15 protein-coding genes and 1 tRNA gene are annotated in these 18,512 nt (G+C 68.7%); 12 read left to right on the top strand and 4 right to left on the bottom strand.

The window, feature by feature from the left end; all coding sequences use genetic code 11:
- Positions 1-609: 609 nt before the first annotated feature.
- Positions 610-1,419 carry an HAD family hydrolase gene (locus tag GVY64_RS35175; RefSeq protein WP_159850768.1) on the bottom strand — a complete coding sequence of 270 codons (810 nt, stop codon included), beginning with the start codon at positions 1,417-1,419 and terminating at the stop codon, positions 610-612.
- Between the two features lie 512 nt (positions 1,420-1,931).
- Here GVY64_RS35175 and ssd point away from each other — a divergent pair.
- The 7 genes from ssd to GVY64_RS35140 all read left to right on the top strand — a co-directional run bounded on the left by ssd (position 1,932) and on the right by GVY64_RS35140 (position 8,646).
- Complete coding sequence (gene ssd, locus GVY64_RS35170) at positions 1,932-3,041, top strand: septum site-determining protein Ssd (RefSeq protein WP_159850766.1); 1,110 nt, start codon at positions 1,932-1,934, stop codon at positions 3,039-3,041.
- 10 nt (positions 3,042-3,051) lie between these two features.
- A complete protein-coding gene (locus GVY64_RS35165; RefSeq protein WP_159850764.1) occupies positions 3,052-4,236 on the top strand; it encodes a TadA family conjugal transfer-associated ATPase in 1,185 nt (394 codons plus the stop codon).
- Positions 4,233-5,027, top strand: a complete 795-nt coding sequence (locus GVY64_RS35160) for a type II secretion system F family protein (protein WP_159850762.1) — start codon at positions 4,233-4,235, stop codon at positions 5,025-5,027. The genes GVY64_RS35165 and GVY64_RS35160 overlap by 4 nt, the downstream gene beginning before the upstream one ends.
- A gap of 327 nt (positions 5,028-5,354) precedes the next feature.
- Positions 5,355-5,978 carry a type II secretion system F family protein gene (locus GVY64_RS35155; protein WP_159850760.1) on the top strand — a complete coding sequence of 208 codons (624 nt, stop codon included), beginning with the start codon at positions 5,355-5,357 and terminating at the stop codon, positions 5,976-5,978.
- Between the two features lie 876 nt (positions 5,979-6,854).
- Positions 6,855-7,040 carry a DUF4244 domain-containing protein gene (locus GVY64_RS35150; protein WP_159850758.1) on the top strand — a complete coding sequence of 62 codons (186 nt, stop codon included), beginning with the start codon at positions 6,855-6,857 and terminating at the stop codon, positions 7,038-7,040.
- Between the two features lie 59 nt (positions 7,041-7,099).
- Positions 7,100-7,414 carry a TadE family type IV pilus minor pilin gene (locus GVY64_RS35145; RefSeq protein ID WP_201298306.1) on the top strand — a complete coding sequence of 105 codons (315 nt, stop codon included), beginning with the start codon at positions 7,100-7,102 and terminating at the stop codon, positions 7,412-7,414.
- A gap of 758 nt (positions 7,415-8,172) precedes the next feature.
- A complete protein-coding gene (locus GVY64_RS35140; RefSeq protein ID WP_328821053.1) occupies positions 8,173-8,646 on the top strand; it encodes an Rv3654c family TadE-like protein in 474 nt (157 codons plus the stop codon).
- Between the two features lie 289 nt (positions 8,647-8,935).
- Here GVY64_RS35140 and GVY64_RS35135 read toward each other — a convergent pair whose 3' ends face one another.
- Complete coding sequence (locus tag GVY64_RS35135) at positions 8,936-11,320, bottom strand: DEAD/DEAH box helicase (RefSeq protein ID WP_442939680.1); 2,385 nt, start codon at positions 11,318-11,320, stop codon at positions 8,936-8,938.
- Positions 11,321-11,756: 436 nt separating this feature from the next.
- Between GVY64_RS35135 and GVY64_RS35130 the strand changes: the two genes are divergently transcribed.
- The 5 genes from GVY64_RS35130 (at position 11,757) to GVY64_RS35110 (ending at position 17,398) form a co-directional block, all read left to right on the top strand.
- Entirely contained in the window at positions 11,757-11,963 is a 207-nt protein-coding gene (locus GVY64_RS35130) for a cold-shock protein (protein WP_011206895.1), read from the top strand.
- 319 nt (positions 11,964-12,282) lie between these two features.
- Complete coding sequence (gene topA, locus GVY64_RS35125; RefSeq protein ID WP_159850752.1) at positions 12,283-15,183, top strand: type I DNA topoisomerase; 2,901 nt, start codon at positions 12,283-12,285, stop codon at positions 15,181-15,183.
- 36 nt (positions 15,184-15,219) lie between these two features.
- Positions 15,220-15,726, top strand: coding sequence for a mycothiol transferase (locus GVY64_RS35120; protein ID WP_159850750.1), 507 nt, complete (start codon positions 15,220-15,222; stop codon positions 15,724-15,726).
- A 328-nt stretch (positions 15,727-16,054) separates the two neighbouring features.
- Positions 16,055-17,260: a DNA polymerase III subunit delta' gene (locus GVY64_RS35115; protein ID WP_159850748.1), complete on the top strand. Its 1,206-nt coding sequence runs from the start codon at positions 16,055-16,057 to the stop codon at positions 17,258-17,260.
- 62 nt (positions 17,261-17,322) lie between these two features.
- A tRNA-Thr gene (locus tag GVY64_RS35110) sits at positions 17,323-17,398 on the top strand.
- A gap of 215 nt (positions 17,399-17,613) precedes the next feature.
- On the opposite strand, the gene GVY64_RS35105 is transcribed toward GVY64_RS35110, so the two are convergent.
- Together GVY64_RS35105 and GVY64_RS35100 are read right to left on the bottom strand one after the other, a co-directional pair.
- Entirely contained in the window at positions 17,614-18,351 is a 738-nt protein-coding gene (locus tag GVY64_RS35105; protein WP_159850746.1) for a site-specific integrase, read from the bottom strand.
- A 46-nt stretch (positions 18,352-18,397) separates the two neighbouring features.
- Positions 18,398-18,512 (bottom strand): integrase core domain-containing protein (locus tag GVY64_RS35100; RefSeq protein ID WP_159850387.1); only part of this gene is annotated, 115 nt, incomplete at its 5' end.

Here is an 18,512-nt window from a genome sequence, read left to right as displayed (position 1 = left end):
AACGCCGCCCTCATCTGCCTGGCCCGGCGACGCTGCGACGTCCTCTACGCGATGCTCAAACACGGCGAACTCTACCGATCACCCACGACCTCAGCGGCTTGACGAACACCATAGGGACACCCCCCCGAACACACCAAAGCGGGCGGCGTTGTCTGTCGACCTCACCGCCCGCTAGCACGGACTACCCGGTTACCAAGCGTGCTAGGTGGGTTGTGTTCTGCGGCCTCGGCGACAATCCGGACATCGGCCGGTTCATCCCCGCAACCTGTGCGAGGCCTTCGCCGTCGACTATCCGTATTTCGCAGGCCCACAACGCTTCTGCCCTTGTCGCGGCGCGCTCCGCGTGGGTGCCTGGTGTCCGTGCTGGGAAGGAGGGTCGGGAGACAACGCCTTCTCTTCCGGTGCTGCCTTGGCCTTCCGTCCTTCCGTAGTTACCTTTTTACACTGTGACTGCACTCACATCAAGGGGTCGCAAGACATTGAATAATCGGCGTTTTTCCCGGCGTTTCGTGGTTAAATGCCTGGTCCGCCGCCCTCTCCGTCCAGTCGGCGAAGTGCCCCGCAAGCATCTGGCGACCGGCCATGCCGAGGTGCTCTGGCGGCCGGATCTCAACGCCTGCGGCGCAGCATCCGGTAGCTGATCGCACCGGCGAGTACCGCGCTCAAGCCGACCGCGGCCGTGGCCGCGAGGGTCATCGAGGACGGCGCCTGGAAGCGCGCCCACAGCGAAACCGGGTTGGAGAAGGTCAGGATGGGCCAGCCGCGCGCGGCGGCCTCGCGGCGTAGATTGCGATCCGGGTTCACCGCGGTGGGGTGCCCCACCGCGCCGAGCAGCGGCAGGTCGGTGATCGAGTCGGAGTAGGCGTAGCAGCGCGACAGGTCGTAACCCTCGCTCGCGGCGAGCTTTTCCACGGCCGCGACCTTGCCCTCGCCGTAGCAGTAGAACTCCACCTCGCCGGTGTATTTTCCGTCCGCCACGACCATCCGGGTGGACGCGGTGTGCGAGGCGCCGAGTGCTTCGGCGATCGGGCCCACGATCTCCTCGCCGGAGGCCGAGACGATCACGACGTCGTGACCCCGGATCCGGTGGTCGGCGATCAAGTCGGCCGCCTCCGCGTAGATCAGCGGATCGACCAGCTCGTGCAAGGTCTCGGCGACAATGGATTTCACCTGTTCGACGTCCCAGCCCGCGCACATGCTGGTCAGGTGGGCGCGCATCCGTTCCATCTGATCGTGGTCGGCGCCGGACAGCAGGAACAGGAAATGGGCGTAACTGCTCTCCAGAACGGCGCGGCGGTTCAACAGCCCTTGCGCGTAGAAGGGTTTGCTGAACACGTACGTGCTCGACTTTGCGATCACGGTCTTGTCCAGATCGAAGAAGGCCGCGACGCGTGCACCGGTGGTGGCTGAGTGGTCCACCCGACCAGGATAGGCGGGGGCGCCGACTCCGCATCGTCCCGGCAGCCCGGCGCGGCTCTCGGCGGGCGGACGGATTCGCCCCGCCGCGCCTGTCGTGTGGCCTCCTTGCCTTCGATGGGCCGCAGGTGGGCGGCGGATGGACTGCGCCGGCGTCCCGTCGGCACGTGTGTCCCGAGCGGCGGCGTGGCTGCGGCCGGCGCGTCCGTGAAGTTTGCCCCGTAGACGCCGACGCCACGACGGCCGCAAAGATGTCCGTCGGCAGACTTGCGTTCTGGGCGGGGCTTGGGTGTAGTATTGCTGGCACCTGGACATGGTCCAGGCGCGTTCAGCCCGACCCCCCGGGGCTGAACCCGACGGCCCCAGCCTCCTCCCCCCCCGGCTGGGGCCGTCCTCTATTTCCGGGACAGTGCGGTAGGACGCCGGCCCTGGAGGGTTGTCCACAGCCCCGGACTTATCCCCATCCGGCATATCGCCCCTTCTTTCCCAGCTCACGTTCGGCGACGCTGACCTGCATGAACCTCGAAGCGTCGGAGCCGCCCGGGCCGCCACCCGCCCTCGTGCTCATCGATGACGACCGCCTGCGCGACGAAGTCCGCCGTATCGCGGCGGCAGCGGAACGGCCGCTCGACGAGCGAGCGCAGCCCGTCGGCCGACATGCGTGGACGGGGGCTCCGCTGGTGATCCTGGACACTGCCGCGGCGCGAGCTTCGGCCGCCGCGGGCTACCTGCGCCGGACCGGCGTGGTGGTGGTAACCGATGGTGAGCCAGGTTTGCTCGATTGGCAGTCCGCCGCCGCGGTCGGCGCGGAACGGGCTATCGCTCTGCCCGGCGCGGCGGTGGGGCTTATCGAGATGTTTGCTGAGTACGGCGAGCGGCGTGCGGGCGACGGTGTGGTGGTCGCCGTCGCGGGCGCGAGCGGCGGGGCAGGGGCGTCCACCCTCGCCGTCGCGGTCGCACTGCGCGCCGCCGCGGAAGGGTTCCGGCACGACACCTTGCTGGTCGACGGCGCACCCTTCGCGGGCGGCCTCGACCTGCTGCTCGGTATCGAGGACACGGCGGGCCTGCGCTGGCCCGAGCTGGTGGTCGAGGATGGGCGTGTCTCCGCGACCGCCCTGCACGGCGCCCTGCCCCGGGCGGCGCCCGGGCTTGCGGTGCTGTCCTGCGGGCGTTGCGGTGCGGGGAGATTGCCACGCGAACTCGGCGCGGCCGGAGTCCGTGCCGTGATCGAAGCGGGCCGGGCCGCAGGCGATTTCGTAGTTTGCGACATTTCCGGTGAGCGGGGGCCGCATGCCGACCAGATGCTCGACTCCGCGGACCTCGTCGTGCTGGTCGTTCCGGCGCGGCTGCGGGCCATCGCCGCCGCCGAAGCGGTGTCCGCGCACATCGCGCGGCGAAACCCGAACCAGGGCCTGATCGTTCGTGGACCGGCGCCTGGCGGACTGCACGGATCCGAGGTCGCCGAAGTACTCGATATCCCGCTGCTGGCCGCCGTCCGCGCCCAGTCCGGGCTGGCGCACCGGCTGGAGCGCGGAGGGCTTTCGGTGCGTCGTCGCGGGCCGCTGCGTGATGCCGCGGACGCCGTTCTCGGTGTGCTCAGCGCGCCACCCGGGCAACGACGGTGAGGAGGGGACGATGAGCGCGATACTGACCAGCGAGCTGCTGGATCGGGTGCGGGAGCGCCTTGCGGGCGAGACCGGCGATCCGGACCCGGCGCAGGTCGCCGCCGCGATTCGCGCGGAGGCCGGCGGCGTGCTGGGGGACACCGACTTGCTGCGTGCCCTGCGGCTGTTGCAGACCGAGCTGACCGGCGCGGGCGTACTCGAACCGCTGCTGCACGACCCGCACGTCGCGGACGTCTTGGTGACGGGTCCGGACGCGGTGTGGATCGATCGCGGGCACGGCCTGGAACGGACTTCGATCACCTTCGCCGACGAGGCCGCGGTCCGGCGGTTGGCGCAGCGCTTGGCGCTTTCGGCGGGGCGACGACTCGACGACGCACAACCTTGGGTGGACGGCCGTCTATCCGGAACCGGTACGGCACTGGGTGATTCGTTCGGTGTCCGGTTGCATGCGGTCCTCGCCCCGGTCGCGCACGGCGGCACCTGTCTGTCCCTGCGCGTACTCCGTCCGGCCACCCAAGGACTCGACGCACTCGCTGCGGCGGGATCGGTGCCCGCCGACGCGAAGCTCCTGCTGGAGCGCATCGTCCGGGCGAGGCTGGCCTTCCTCGTGGTCGGCGGCACGGGGGCCGGGAAGACGACGCTGTTGTCGAGCCTGCTCGCCACGGTGGACCCGGCGGAGCGGATCGTCTGCGTCGAGGATGCGGCTGAGCTCGCGCCACCGCATCCGCATGTGGTCCGGCTGGTCGCCAGGACCGCGAACGTGGAGGGCGTCGGCGAGGTCACCGTGCGCGACCTGGTCCGCCAAGCGCTGCGCATGCGTCCGGACCGGATCGTGGTCGGCGAGGTCAGGGGGGCGGAGGTGGTCGACCTACTGACCGCGTTGAACACCGGTCACGACGGCGGGGCCGGCACCGTGCACGCCAACTCGCCGCAAGAAGTCCCGGCCCGGCTGGAAGCCCTCGCCGCTCTGGGGGGAATGGCGCGAGCCGCGTTGCACAGCCAACTCGCCGCCGCGGTGCAGGTCGTCCTGCATGTGCACCGCCGGGCGGACGGCTCGCGCGGCCTGCGCGAGATCGGTCTCGTAAACCGCTCGGGCGACGGCTGTGTGCGGATCACGCCGGCCTGGCACCACACCGGCGCCGCCCCCGCCGCCGCAGACCTGTCCGGCCTGCTCAACGAGCGGCTCGACCGATGAGCGGCGCGGTGTTGTGTCTCGCGCTGGCGATGGTCGTGGTGCCCGCGCCGCGATCACGCCGCCGGTTCGGACAGTTGTTCATCGCCAAGGCCGACTATCGAATGCCCGAGCCGGAGCTGCTGTTGGGCCTAGGTGCGGGCATCGGCATGGTCTTTGCGCTCGTCGTCTTCGGGCCGGGTCCTTTTCTCGCTGCTTGCATGATCGCCGGAACGGTAGGGCTGCGGGCTCGCCGGGTGGCGCGGGAGCGCCGCAGGAACCTCGAGCAGGGGCGCCTGCTCGATGCGTTGGAGGCGGTGATCGCCGAACTGCGGGTGGGAGCGCACCCGAGTGCCGCCGCCGAGTGCGCCGCGCGTGAGGCGCAGGGCGCCTCGGCACAGGCGTTCGCCGTCGGCGCCGCCCGCAGCCGCCTCGGTGGATCGGCGGCGGCGGGTCTGCGCCGGCTGGATTCCCCGATCTCGGCGGAACTCGCCCGGGTCGCGGGCGCGTGGCAGGTGGCCGAGCAGCATGGCCTCGCACTGGCCGAATTGCTGTCTGCGGTCCGGACGGATCTCGCCGGGCGCCTCCGATTCCGCGGCCGCACGACCGCCGCGCTGGCCGGGGCGCGCGCCACCGCGGCGGTTCTGGCCTGTCTTCCATTTCTCGGGATCGCACTCGGCCAAATGATGGGCGCCGCGCCGCTGCACGTTCTGTTCGTCTCGTCGGCGGGGACCGTGCTGCTCCCACTCGGCACAGGTTTGGCCTGTGCCGGCTTGCTGTGGACCGATGTGATCACGCGAAAGGTGCTGCTATGAGGTCACTTTCCTCGATCGTGCGTGGGCGGCCGAACCAACTGCCGCCTGCGAGCCCGGCTTTGGTCGGTAGGCAGAGAAGGTTCGCACGTCAACCCCGCTCGGCGATTGTTCACATCGAAGCTGCGAGTGGCGCGGCCGTGCGAAGCCGCTACCCGCTCGGCAGGCTCCTCGGGCTGCCGCGATTGCAGACCGACCGCATCGCCACCTTCATCGGAGGCCGTATCTGCGATGCCTGCGCGTCGCCGCCGCAGGGTGCGCGGCCGTCCGGCCTGACGACAGTTCACGCAATTATCTCTCGCGCAATACCTTCGGGAAGGAAGGTCGACGATGGGAACTACCCCGGGAGCGGCACTGCCATTGCTACTGGTGGCGGCCGCGCTCGTACTTCCGCCGGGACGGGTGGCTGTGAACCGGCGGCTGCATGCCCTCGGCGGAAGACCGAACGCATCGGCCGAGCCATCACACCGAGCGAACCACGGGACGGATCCGCTGGCTGTCGCCTCCGTCCTCGACCTGCTGGCGGCCTGCCTGCGCGCCGGGCTGCCCATGGCAGGGGCCGCTCGGGCCGTGGCGCCGGAAGCACCGGAAGGGCTCGGCGACGCACTGCGACGGGCGGCGGACTTGCTCGCATTGGGAGCCGACGCGTCCACGGCCTGGGCTCAGGTGGCTCGGGATGCGAACGGGCGTCCCGGAGCCGAGGAGGTCGACTCGCTGGCACGGATGGCGCGGCGTTCGGCCCGATCCGGGTCGTCACTGGCGGCCGCGGTGTCGGAACTGGCCGAGCAGCGCAGGTCCGCGGTCGAAGACGTGGCAGCCGCGAAGGCGGAGCGGGCGGGCGTCCTGATCGGCGGCCCCTTGGGTCTGTGCTTCCTTCCGGCCTTCGTCTGCTTGGGCATTGTGCCGGTGGTCATCGGCTTGGCCGGCCGCGTGCTGGAGGGCGGCCTGCTGTAACCGCACACCCGCCCACGCCCGCAGCTCGTACGAGGCATGCCATGCCACGTTCGTGCGGAACATCCGCCCAGCTTCGTTCGGGCACGGCTGGACGACCCGCGCCGGCGGCTGTGCCTCCCGCTGGATCGGGGAACATCCGACGCGGCGTCACCCCGCTGATCTCCAGTGCGCCGCAGCTGGTCAAAACCGCCCTGGTGCCGCGTCGCAACAGATGCTCGCTTCTGCGGCAGACCGCTGGCACGTACAACGCGAGTGGTGCGGTCACCTGGCACATCGGTTCCGCGCCGGTTCCGCGGGCGGGCGAGGTTCTGTCGTCAGGGGCACCGCCGGGCGCGTACTCGCCGGATGTGGATGTGCCGTCTATCGGCGGTCGCGGTGTGGCCCCTTGGCGCGTTGGGTCGTCGGCGATCGAGCCGCGGGGCAAAAGGTCGTCGGTTGACTCGCAAGGCGCGGACTGGCCGGATGCGGGTGCGTGGATTCCCCGTGGGCGCGGAGTGGTCGCCTGGCGCGTTGGCTCGTCGGCGGGTCTGCGGGAGGGGGAGGTGCTGTCGTCAGGGTCGTCGCAGCGTGAGTGTTCGCCAGATGTGCCGGTTTCCGGAGGGCTGTGTGCGGTCGCGTGGTGCGTGGACTCATCGGCGGTTAGGGGGCGGGGCGGGGTCCTGTCGTCGGGTGTATCGCGGGGCGTGCGCTTGTTAGTTCTGGACCTAGGGGTTGGCGGTGGGCAGTTGGGTTCGGGGCAGCGGTGTGCGGTCGCGACGCACCGTTCATCGGGAGAAGCGTGCTCGTGCGGAGCGGCCGCACGGGCTGGAAAGGAGGAATCGGGTGCGTATCCAGGGGGTAGCGAGGTCCGTGGGCCGGCGGACGAAGGCTGTATATATGCACTTGCGTGCGCGAGTGCTACGGGCGGCGGTCGCGGAGGACGGCATGAGCACGGCCGAGTACGCGATCGGCACGATCGCGGCGGCAGCGTTCGGCGCGGTGCTCTATGGCGTGGTGACGGGCGACAGCATCGTGAACGCGTTGACGAAGATCATCGATCGGGCGTTGAACACCTCGGTGTAGCCGTCGACGTGGTACGGCCGTGCCGTCGCGCGCCGGGGCCGGGTGGTGATCGGGGAGCGGTGACGATCGAGGCGGCGCTCGCACTCGTCGCGGTCGTCGCCACCGTGGTGCTCTGTGTCGGGGCTTTGCTGGCGGCGTCGACCCAGGTCCGCTGTGTCGACGCCGCCCGCGAGGCGGCCCGCCTCGTCGCACGGGGCGATGAGGCGAACGCCCGCCCAGCGGCCGCGCGCATCGCGCCCCCATCGGCCGACATCGTGTTCCGGACCGAGGGCACTCGTGCCGTAGCCGTGGTTTCCGCGCGAACCGCACTGCTACCGCTGCTCACCCTCCGTGCCGAAGCGGTCGCGACCCTCGAACCCGGGGCCGCGAAGTGAAGGCGGCAGCGGTCGGCCCCGCACGAAGACCGCCTTCCACCGCCTACGGTGCTCTGGCCGCAGGTACGGTGCCGACCGGTCACCCGAAAGTCTCGAGCGAAGGGCCCGCTCCTAGAAGGGGCGTGACGCAACCGGCCCAATCGGCTGCAACCGTATCGGGTGACGGCCAGGTCGCGGTGACCGATGCCGCCAGAACGTGCTCGGGCACTGAGCCGTCTCTTTCGTCGACAACCGCCAGTGACGATGCGGTCGGTGGCCGACGTCGTCGTGACCGCGTGCCGACGGGCAGACGATGGCGGGGTTGGCGCGTGACTGATCCGAGGGGCGGCGCTGAGTCGGGTCGTCGCAGACAGCCCGCGCTGTTGGTACCGGTGGCGTCGGTGGCCGAGGGGGTCGGTGTCCGGGTGCCGACGCACGGATCATGGCGGCGTTGTCGCGTGACTGGTCGAAGCGGCTGCGCTGAGTGGGTGGTCCTTGTCGGCAGCCCGCGCCGTCGGTACTGGTGCAGTCGATGACCGAGGGGGACCACGGGTGCCGATGGGCGGACAAGGGCGGGGTTGGCGCGTGACTGGTCGGAGGGGCGGTGCTGAGTGGGGTCTTTGTCTTATCGGCAGCCAGCGCCGTCAGTACCGGCGTGGTCGGTGGCCGAGGGGGTCGTGGTGACGGTGCCGACGCGCGGACGGTGGCGAGGCTCGCGGTTGCGGCGAGTGGGTCGCTGTCCTTGTCGGCAGCCCGCGCCGTCGGTACCGGTGCGGTCGATGACCGGCGCCGATGCGCGGTATACGTCAGCGTGTGCCGTGGATGCGCGCGGCGGTGAGCCGGGCGAGGTCGGCGGCCGCAGCGACCGGGCCGGGTGGCGCATGTGCCTCGTGTACGGGCTCCGTGTATCCGGGGACGAGGGGGTGGCCACCGTCTTCGTGTGTCTGGCGCTGGTCGCGCTGATCGGTGTGACGCTCCTGCTCGCGCAGGTGGGCGTCGTGGTGGTCGCACGGCATCGGGCGCAGGCGGCCGCCGATATGGCAGCGCTGGCCGCCGCGGGTGCACTGGTCGAGGGCGTCGACGCCGCGTGCGCGGAGGCGGACGGGGTGGCGCGGTGGATGGGGACGCGAATCCGCGTCTGCGAGGCCGCGGAGTGGGACGCCACGGTCACCGTGGAAAGGAATGTACCAATAGGTCTGTATGGGGATCGCGTCGTTCGGGCGAGCGCACGTGCCGGACCGGTTGAAGAGTGACGGAGTTCGATACACGATCGCGCTTACGTCGCTTCTAGTAGCGGAAATCGGCAATTCTACTGGCGGGTTAAAAGCGGGCTCGCAGAATTCCGCGCACGGACCGAGATATCAAAAACCGATGAATGCGCATGTCCGCAATGGAGAGGGTGGCAATAGTCTAGTTAACATGAATCCAATCCTTTTTATTCCGGCGAGGTGAAGCGACGCCATTCCACTAGGAGATCTCACGGCTGGTCCAGCATGTGCGCTGGCAAGGTCGACAATTGGTCACATGTCCGGCTCTGCGCCGTCACGAATCGAGCGGCGCGTGCTGCTCGGCGGGCAGCTCGGCCAGCACGGCGGTGAGCAGGCGTGCCGCTGCCGCCTTGTCCAACGGGTGATTCCCGTTGCCGCACTTGGGGGACTGGACGCAGGACGGGCAGCCGGCCGCGCAGCCGCACGACTCTATGGCCGACAGGGTCGCCGAAAGCCACTGTCGCAGTAGCCCGAACCCGCGTTCGGCGAACCCGGCCCCGCCGGCTTGGCCGTCGTAGACGAAGACGGTGGGCAGCCCGGTGTCCGGATGTTCCGCAGTGGAGACGCCGCCGATGTCCCACCGGTCACAGGTCGCCACCAGGGGCAACAGTCCGATCGCGGCGTGCTCGGCCGCGTGCAGCGCTCCGGGAACGTCCTGTGGCTCGATACCCGCCAGCCCCAACAACTGCGGCGTCACGGTGTACATGACGGCCCTGGTGGGCAACGTCTGCGGCGGCAGGTCGAGTTCGACCAGGTCGAGCACTTCCCCGGTGTTCAGCGTGCGCAAGTAGCCGATCACCTGGCTGGTGACCCGCACCTGGGCCAACCCGGCCGTCACGTGACCGTGCGCGCGGTATTCGGTCACCGCGTCGACGGCGATCGAGGTCACCTGACGCGCGCTGGTGGTCCACCCCGGCTCGGCGGCGTGCACGAAAGCCACACCGTCCTCCATATCCAGCTCGTCGACCACATAGGTCTCGCCCTGGTGCAGGTGGACGGCACCCGGGTGCAGCGTCGCCCGGGCCCGTCCCGCGTCGGCGGTGCCCAGCAGCCTGCCGGTCTCCCCGTCCACGATGGCCACCGGAGCGCCGATTCCACCTCGGACATCCACCGCGTCGTGCGGTTGCGTCTCCGCGGTCACGTACCAGCGTGCGCGTTCCCCGGTGCCGCGCCGCCTGATCAGGCCCTTCTCGGCCAGCTCGCCCAGCACCGCGCGAGCGCCGAACTCCTCCACTTCGCCGTCGGTGAGCGGCAGTTCCAGCGCGGCGCACAGCAATTGCGGACCCAGCACATAGGGATTGCGCGGATCGGTGATGGACGCCTCGACCGGTTTCTCCAGCAGTGCTTCGGGGTGGTGGACCAGGTAGGTGTCCAACGGGTCGTCCCGCGCCACGAGCAGCACCAGTGAACCCTGCGTGCGTCGTCCCGCCCGTCCTGCCTGCTGCCAGAACGACGCCACCGTTCCGGGAAAACCCGAGATGACCACGGCATCCAGGCCCGCGATGTCGACCCCGAGCTCCAACGCGCTGGTCGTCGCCGCGCCCAGCAGCGATCCGTCCGACAGCGCCGCTTCCAGATCGCGTCGATCCTCCGCGAGATATCCCGCTCGATAGGACGCCACGCGTGCGGCGAGATCCGGATCGACCTCGACCAACAACCTTTTGGTCTCCATCGCGGTCAGCTCGGCGGCCCGCCGGGAACGCACGAAGGTCAAGGTCCGCGCACCTTCGGCCACCAGGTCCGCCATGATCCGCGCCGACTCCGCGGTGGCGGGTCTGCGCACCGGCGCGCCGTTCTCGCCGGTCATCGCGGTGAGCAACGGCGGTTCCCAGAAAGCGACGGTCCGTGGCCCCTGCGGCGATCCGTCCCGGGTGACCGCGGTGCAGGATGCGCCGACCAGGCGCGACGCGGCGGTCGCCGGTTCGGCGGAGGTCGCCGAGCACAGCACGAACACGGGATCGGCGCCGTATCGTGCGGCGATGCGTCGCAGCCTGCGCAGCACCAATGCGACGTGCGACCCGAAAACGCCGCGATAGGCGTGGCATTCGTCCACCACCACGTAGCGCAGCCTGCGCAGTACGCGCGCCCAGCGCTGATGTGATCGCAGGATGCCCAGGTGGAGCATGTCCGGATTGGTGAAGATCCAACGTGCGTTGGCGCGCACCCATTGCCGGATCTCGGCCGGCGTATCACCGTCATAGGTGGCCGGATGGATATCCCGCAACGGGCCTTCATGGGTGATGGCACCGATGGCACGCAGCTGATCAGCGCCGAGCGCTTTCGTCGGGGAAAGATACAGCGCGGTGGCCTTCGGATCTGCTTGCAGCGCGGTGAGCACCGGAAGCTGGTAACCAAGGGATTTGCCGGACGCGGTACCGGTACTCACCACCACGTGCTGTCCCTGGAACGCCCGATCCGCCGTCTCCACTTGATGGCTCCACGGCGCCTGGATGCCCGTCTCCCGCAACGCGGCAACCACTTCCGGCGATGCCCAGGCAGGCCAGGTGGAACGGTCGGCGGCCCGTGCCGGGAGTTCGGCCACGTGGGTCAGCCGGGGGTCGTCGTCCGGCGCCCCGGTTAGGACACGATTCAGCAACGATGTCCCATAGCTGAGCTCGGTTCGCGGCCGTCCGCGCAGCGCTGAGTCGGGTGGATTCACCGCTGGAACCCCGCAACACGCTCGGGAAGTGTGAAACGTGTGTGTCCCGGAACCTCTACCTGCCATTTCGATACCAAATAGCGACCTGGGTCACAGCTTCTTTGCCGAACGTCCACTCGGTTATCACCAAGCAAACGAACCCCGAGTCCGGATTCCGCCATTGTGTCCCTCACCTGCGCATTCGCAAGATCAACTTTTTTGCAAATTGTCGGTAACTCGACTGTTGAATTGCCCGAAGACATGGTTCACTGGTTCCTGGTCGCAAGCTTCTGTGTTCGAGGGACGGATCCAAAGTCCAAACCGTCAGCAGGATCGATGTTGCGAACGGTGTGCTTGGTGCTTTCCTGCAGGGGGAACCAACAGTACAGCGGTCGGAACGGACCCGGTGGACGAACCCAGTTGTCCGCCGTTCCGGTAAGAAAAGAGAAGGAACAGAATGGCACAGGGAACTGTGAAGTGGTTCAACGCGGAGAAGGGGTTCGGCTTCATCGCGCCGGAGGACGGCTCCGCTGACGTCTTCGTCCACTACTCCGAGATCCAGGGTTCGGGTTTCCGCACCCTCGAGGAGAACCAGAAGGTCGAGTTCGAGGTCGGCCAGGGCACCAAGGGCCCGCAGGCCACCGGAGTGCGTGCGCTCAGCTGAGCGGCGCAAGATCCACAGCTCGTCCCTCACCACCGGCAACGGGGTGAGGGACGAGCTATATCTGGGGTAGTCACGGCCCGTGTGAGCCGGCGGTGCGGACCGCCGAGCATGCCGCGGCGCAGGTGTGGCGAAACGACCAGGCATACTGATTCGAACTGACGGGCGTACGCTCGGTGGTTCGAGTCGCAAGCACTCGACCACCCGCGGCGTCACGGTATAAACGTGTCTGGTGCGACATTCAGCCGTCGCAGCCGCTCACCCCAAGCCGCGCACAGCGGAAATACGCAGCGCGGGTCGATCAGGAAAGGTGTATTCGCCGGTGGCAACACGAGACCGCGGTGCAGCCGACCAGGGCCGTCCCCTGCGTCGTCTCGTGATCGTCGAGTCCCCGACCAAGGCCCGCAAGATCGCGCCGTACCTGGGTCGCAACTACACGGTCGAGGCGTCGGTCGGTCATATCCGGGATCTGCCGCGCGGAGCGGCCGACGTCCCGGCCAAGTACAAGGGCCAGTCCTGGGCGCGGCTCGGCGTGGACGTCGACAACGACTTCGAACCCATCTATGTCGTGAGCCCGGACAAGAAGGCCAAGGTCACCGAGCTCAAGAGTCTGCTGAAGGACGCGGACGAGCTCTACCTGGCCACCGACCCCGACCGCGAGGGCGAGGCGATCGCCTGGCACCTGCTGGAAACGCTCAAACCCAAGGTGCCGGTCCGGCGGATGGTGTTCCACGAGATCACCGAACCCGCGATCCAGGCCGCCGCCGCGGACACCCGCGACCTCGACAACGATCTGGTCGACGCCCAGGAGACCCGCCGCATCCTCGACCGTCTCTACGGCTACGAGGTCAGCCCCGTCCTGTGGAAGAAGGTCATGCCGCGGCTGTCGGCGGGCCGCGTGCAGTCGGTGGCCACCCGGGTGATCGTGCAGCGCGAGCGCGAGCGGATGTCGTTCCGTTCGGCCGAGTACTGGGACATCGCCGCGAAGCTCGACGCGGGTAACGGCGAGGAGAGCGACGCCACCAACCCGAGGACCTTCGGCGCGCGTTTGGTCACGGTCGACGGCGCGCGGGTCGCCACGGGACGCGACTTCGGATCGGACGGGCAGCTCAAGGCTGCCAACGGCGTCGTCGTGCTGGACGAAGGCCACGCGCGGCGGCTGGCCGAGGCGCTGGATGGCGCCGACCTGGTGGTCTCCTCGGCGGAGGCCAAGCCGTACACCCGTAAGCCCTATCCGCCGTTCATGACCTCGACGCTGCAGCAGGAGGCGGGGCGCAAACTCCGTTTCACCTCCGAGCGGACCATGCGGGTCGCGCAGCGCCTGTACGAGAACGGCTACATCACCTATATGCGCACCGACTCGACGACGTTGTCGGAGTCGGCCATCGCTGCGGCGCGCGCGCAGGCGACCCAGCTCTACGGGTCGCAGTTCGTGCACCCGACCGCGCGGCAATACAACCGCAAGGTGAAGAACGCGCAGGAGGCGCACGAGGCGATCCGTCCGGCGGGCGATACGTTCGCCACGCCCGGCGAACTGCACGCGCGCTTGGACAACGACGAGTTCCGTCTCTACGAACTCATCTGGCAGCGCACCGTCGCCTCCCAGATGGCCGACGCCAGGGGCACCACGCTGACGCTGCGCATCACGGGCGTCGCGGGCACCGGCGAGGAGTGCGTGTTCTCCGCTTCCGGCCGCACCATCACGTTCCCCGGCTTCTTGAAGGCCTATGTGGAGAGCGTCGACGAGGAGGCCGGCGGGCAGTCCGACGACGCCGAGTCCAGGCTCCCCGCACTGGAGGAAGGCCAGGCTGTCACCGCGGTCGAGTTGAATCCCGATGGGCACAGCACGAATCCGCCGGCGCGCTACACCGAAGCGTCGCTGATCAAGACGCTCGAAGAGCTCGGCATCGGCCGTCCGTCGACGTATTCGTCGATCATCAAGACGATCCTCGACCGCGGTTACGTCTACAAACGCGGCAGCGCGCTGGTGCCGTCGTGGGTGGCGTTCGCCGTGATCGGTCTGCTGGAGGAGCATTTCGGCCGACTGGTCGATTTCGACTTCACCGCTGCCATGGAGGACGACCTCGACGCCATCGCCGGTGGACGCGAGCAGCGTGGAAACTGGTTGTCCAGCTTCTACTTCGGCGGCGATCACGGCGTGGAAGGGTCGGTCGCGCGCTCCGGCGGTCTGAAGAAGATGGTGGGGGAGCGACTCGACGACATCGACGCGCGCGAGATCAACTCCATCAAGCTGTTCAACGACGCCGCCGGGCGCGACGTCGTGGTCCGGGTGGGCAAGTACGGGCCGTACCTGGAGCGGATGGTCGCCGATCCCGATGACCCCGAAGGCAATTCGGTATCCCAGCGGGCCAATCTCCCGGACGATCTGCCACCGGACGAACTGACCCCCGAGGTCGCCGAGAAGCTGTTCGCGACCCCGCAAGAGGGCCGTTCGCTCGGTGTGGATCCCGGGACGGGACACGAAATCGTCGCCAAGGAAGGCCGTTTCGGTCCGTACGTCACCGAGATCCTGCCCGAACCGCAGGCCGAGGAAGGGCAGGAACCGGCCAAGAAGACCGCGAAGAAGGCCGCTGCGCCCAAGCCGCGCACCGGTTCGCTGTTCAAATCCATGGACCTGGCCACGATCACGCTCGACGACGCGCTGAAGCTGCTGTCGTTGCCGCGCGTGGTGGGTACGGACCCGGACAGCGGCGAGGAGATCACCGCCCAGAACGGACGCTACGGGCCGTACCTGAAGAAGGGCACCGACTCACGTTCGCTCAACACCGAGGACCAGATCTTCACCGTCACGTTGGAGGAGGCGCTGAAGATCTACGCCGAGCCCAAGCGCCGTGGGCGGCAGGCTTCCAGCGCCGCCCCGCTGCGGGAACTCGGCAACGACTCGGCCTCCGGCAAGCCGATGGTGATCAAGGACGGCCGCTTCGGCCCGTACGTCACCGACGGCGAGACCAACGCGACGCTGCGCAAGGGCGACGAGATCGAATCGATCACCCCGGAGCGGGCCATGGAGTTGCTCGCCGACCGGCGGGCGCGCGGACCGGTGAAGAAGACCGCGAAGAAAGCCGCGGCGAAGAAGGCGCCCGCGAAGAAGACGGCGGCCAAGAAGACCGCCGCCAAGAAGGCGACCACTACTAAGACGGTGGCCAAGAAGACCACGGCACAGAAGACGGCGGCGAAGAAGACCGGCGTCGGAAAGTCGTGAATTCTCGCTCGTGGCGACAGCCGTAGCCTGAGCGGCATGGCTACCGAACAAGAGCGCGAGGATCTGATCGCGATGCTCGCCGACCAGCGTGAGCTGTTCCGTATCACGCTGCGCGGCATCGATGACGAACAGGCGCGGCGGCGGACCACCGTGAGTGAGCTGACCCTCGGCGGGCTGCTGCACCACCTGGTCAGCTGCGAACGGCACTGGACGACGGTGATCGTGCGGCGGGACGAGAACGCGGAACTCGACGTCTCGAAGTTCGGCGGCGAGTACGTCATGGCGGCCGAGGAAACCGTGGCGGGCCTGTTGGCCGACTGGGACGAGGTGGCCGCGGCGACAGCGGAGCTGATCCGCACGGTGGACGATCTCGACGTCTCGATACCGACTCCGACCTCGCCGTGGGTGCCGGAGCGGATCTGGCAGTCGGTCCGCTACACGGTGCTGCACATCCTGCGGGAGATCGCGCATCACTCCGGGCACGCAGACATCATCCGCGAGGCGCTGGACGGGGCGAACAGCACGCAGCAGCGCGCCTCCTGACTCGTACAGGACTGTCCAGGGGCGGCAGTGGTCGGCTTGACGGAACAGCTGTCAGATCTCGGCGACGCTCGGCTTCGAAGGCGTGGTTCAGCACATCACCGAAGGTGCGCTGAACACCTTCGCGGACGCGAGCTCTGTCCCGCCTCCTCGTGCGGACGGTTCGCTGCCGACTCGGTCCACGGTGCGCGTGTCCGGACGGCTCGTCGGTACCGGCACGGCCGATGGGAGCCGGACCGGGTGGTGCGAGGGAGTGCGCACGTTGCCGTGGTCGGGATAACCGGTCGGCATGGGCCCGTAACTGTCGGGAGGGGCCGATAGGGTGTACGCCGTGGCGGGAGTCTTCGATCGGTTGGTCGGCCAGGAGGCGGTCGAGTCCGAGCTGACGGCTGCCGCCGTCGCGGCGCGCGGGGGCGCGGTCGAGGGCGCGATGACGCATTCCTGGTTGTTCACCGGCCCGCCGGGGTCGGGCAGATCCGTCGCGGCGCTGTGTTTCGCGGCGGCGTTGCAGTGCACCGACTCGGGGACGCCCGGGTGCGGCAGGTGTCACGCCTGCACCACGACCATGGCGGGCACACACGGCGACGTTCGCCGCGTGGTGCCCGAGGGGCTGAGCATCAGTACCAAGGAGATGCGCGAGATCGTGCAGGTGGCCTCGCGCAGGCCGAGCACCGGCCGCTGGCAGGTGGTGGTCATCGAGGACGCCGACCGGTTGACCGAGGCGGCAGGTAACGTGCTGCTCAAGGTCGTCGAGGAGCCGCCGGACCGGACGGTGTTCCTGCTCTGCGCGCCCTCGGTCGATCCCGAGGACATCTCGATCACGTTGCGCTCCCGCTGCAGGCACGTGCATCTGGTGACGCCGTCGGTGCCCGCCATCGCGCGGGTGCTGCGCGAACGCGACGATCTCGACGAGAAGACCGCGACCTGGGCTGCCTCCATCAGCGGCGGCCATGTCGGCCGCGCTCGCAGGCTCGCCACCGACGCGGAGGCGCGCGCCCGCCGTCAGCGCGCGCTGGCCTTGGTCACCGCGGTCGGGAAGCCCGGCGCGGCCTACGCCGCCGCCGACGAGCTGGTCCGTGCGGCCGACGACGAGGCCAAGCAGATGAGCGCGGCCCGCGACGAACGCGAGCGTGAGGAACTCGCGACCGCGCTGGGCGCGGGCGGCACCGGCAAGGGCGCGGCGAGCGCCACCCGCGGCTCCGCCGGCGTGCTGAAGGATTTGGAGCGGCGGCAGAAGTCCCGCGCGACCCGCACCGGCCGCGACGCCCTCGACCGCGCCCTGATCGACGTGGCGGGCGTCTACCGGGACGCACTGGCCGTCCGCTTCGGCGCCACTCGGTTCGGCTCCGGCGTCGCCCTCACCCACCCCGACCTGTCCGACGAGATTCACGACTTGGCCGACCGCATGCGACCCGAGGGCCTGCTGCAGTCGATCGAAGCCGTTCTCGCCTGCCGCACGGCGCTCGACCTGAACGTCAAACCCCGTTTCGCCCTCGCCGCCATGGCCGCCGCCCTGATCGCGGCCCGTGCACAGTGACCGTGACCACCCGTTTTCGCGATCGGGCCGCGAGACGATAGACTGCCCTGGCCGAAAGGCACGCCGCCTTAGCTCAGTCGGTAGAGCGCTTCACTCGTAATGAAAAGGTCGGGGGTTCGATTCCCCCAGGCGGCTCCATACTTGCTGGTAGAAGCCGTTTTCGTGGGTAGATGGATTAACCCTGAACGGCTCGACTCCCAACTAAATCCCAACAATTCGTTCTCCGTCCCTATCTCAGGGCTCTCCGCTCACCGCGCGGTCCAGCGCATCGGCAGCGGCATGATGAGCCCGGCCGCGTGCCATGTACCGCCGCTGTGTCATGGCCGGGTCTACGTGCCCCAGCACGTCCGCTGTCACTCGGGCCGACAAGCCCGCGTCGTCCAGGATCGTTGCGACAGCACCCGGAAACTGTGCGGCGTCACATCGTCAGGGATGCCGAGCGCATCACGTACTCGCTGCCACTCGTGCCCGACATTTTGCGGGTCCCGCAGCGTCCACATCGTGGACGGGAACACTAGGTCTAGCGTGTCCTCGCCTTTGGGGGGCGATGCCAGCTTGCGAGCCGCGAGAGCTTTCCGCCGCCGCTTCAATGTCTCCACGACGAAATCAGGTAGGGCAATGACGCCCTTCCGGTTCTTCGGATCGTTGTCGTTCGCCACTCGCACGAGACCCTTGCCCTTGACCCGCACCACCTTCCCGGTTGTTCTCAGCGTGCGCGCGTCCAGGTTGATGTCAGACCACAGCAGTCCCAACACTTGACTCCGCCGCAGCCCAGTACCCGCCAGCACCGTTACCCAGTCGGCCAAGTCGGCGCTCTCGCAGAACTCCGCCACGGTCGGCGGAGTGTAGGACTTGACCGGCTTGCCCCGTGTCCGTTCGGCTCGCGACAGCTTGCGGGGGCACGGTAGGTGGGACGTGCGGACAGCCGCCAGGATCGTGCGCAGCTCATCCACCGTGATATCCCGCGCACCGCCGGTTCGGCCCTTGGCCTCGATGTTCTGCGCGAGCTGGGATTCCCGCACAGGGTTCACGCTCAATGCGTCCTTGCGCACCGCGTAGCGGAACATGCCCGAAAGCACGTTGCGCCCCATGCGCATCGAACCCGGCCCCTTTGCCTGGCCTAGATGTACCCGGCCATCAGGTTGGTTGCAGTCGGCTGATGGGCGGATGACCGTCGAGTGCACTGTGGCGTCGTCGAGTGTTGTAGTACTCGATCCACGGTGCAAGGGCTGCGGCGCGTTCGGTGTTGCTG

Origin of the sequence: Nocardia sp. CY41 (assembly GCF_009829325.1) — a bacterium.
In the GTDB taxonomy this organism is placed as follows: Bacteria; Actinomycetota; Actinomycetes; order Mycobacteriales; family Mycobacteriaceae; genus Nocardia.
Note: the sequence above shows the minus strand (reverse complement) of the source record. Positions and strands in the feature narration are given on the sequence as shown.

Coding starts and splice junctions, on each gene's coding strand:
- ssd (WP_159850766.1), top strand. CDS start 1,932: ATGAACCTCGAAGCGTCGGAGCCGCCCGGGCCGCCACCCGCCCTCGTG.
- GVY64_RS35165 (WP_159850764.1), top strand. CDS start 3,052: ATGAGCGCGATACTGACCAGCGAGCTGCTGGATCGGGTGCGGGAGCGC.
- GVY64_RS35160 (WP_159850762.1), top strand. CDS start 4,233: ATGAGCGGCGCGGTGTTGTGTCTCGCGCTGGCGATGGTCGTGGTGCCC.
- GVY64_RS35155 (WP_159850760.1), top strand. CDS start 5,355: ATGGGAACTACCCCGGGAGCGGCACTGCCATTGCTACTGGTGGCGGCC.
- GVY64_RS35150 (WP_159850758.1), top strand. CDS start 6,855: ATGCACTTGCGTGCGCGAGTGCTACGGGCGGCGGTCGCGGAGGACGGC.
- GVY64_RS35140 (WP_328821053.1), top strand. CDS start 8,173: ATGACCGGCGCCGATGCGCGGTATACGTCAGCGTGTGCCGTGGATGCG.
- GVY64_RS35130 (WP_011206895.1), top strand. CDS start 11,757: ATGGCACAGGGAACTGTGAAGTGGTTCAACGCGGAGAAGGGGTTCGGC.
- GVY64_RS35120 (WP_159850750.1), top strand. CDS start 15,220: ATGGCTACCGAACAAGAGCGCGAGGATCTGATCGCGATGCTCGCCGAC.
- GVY64_RS35105 (WP_159850746.1), bottom strand. CDS start 18,351: ATGGGGCGCAACGTGCTTTCGGGCATGTTCCGCTACGCGGTGCGCAAG.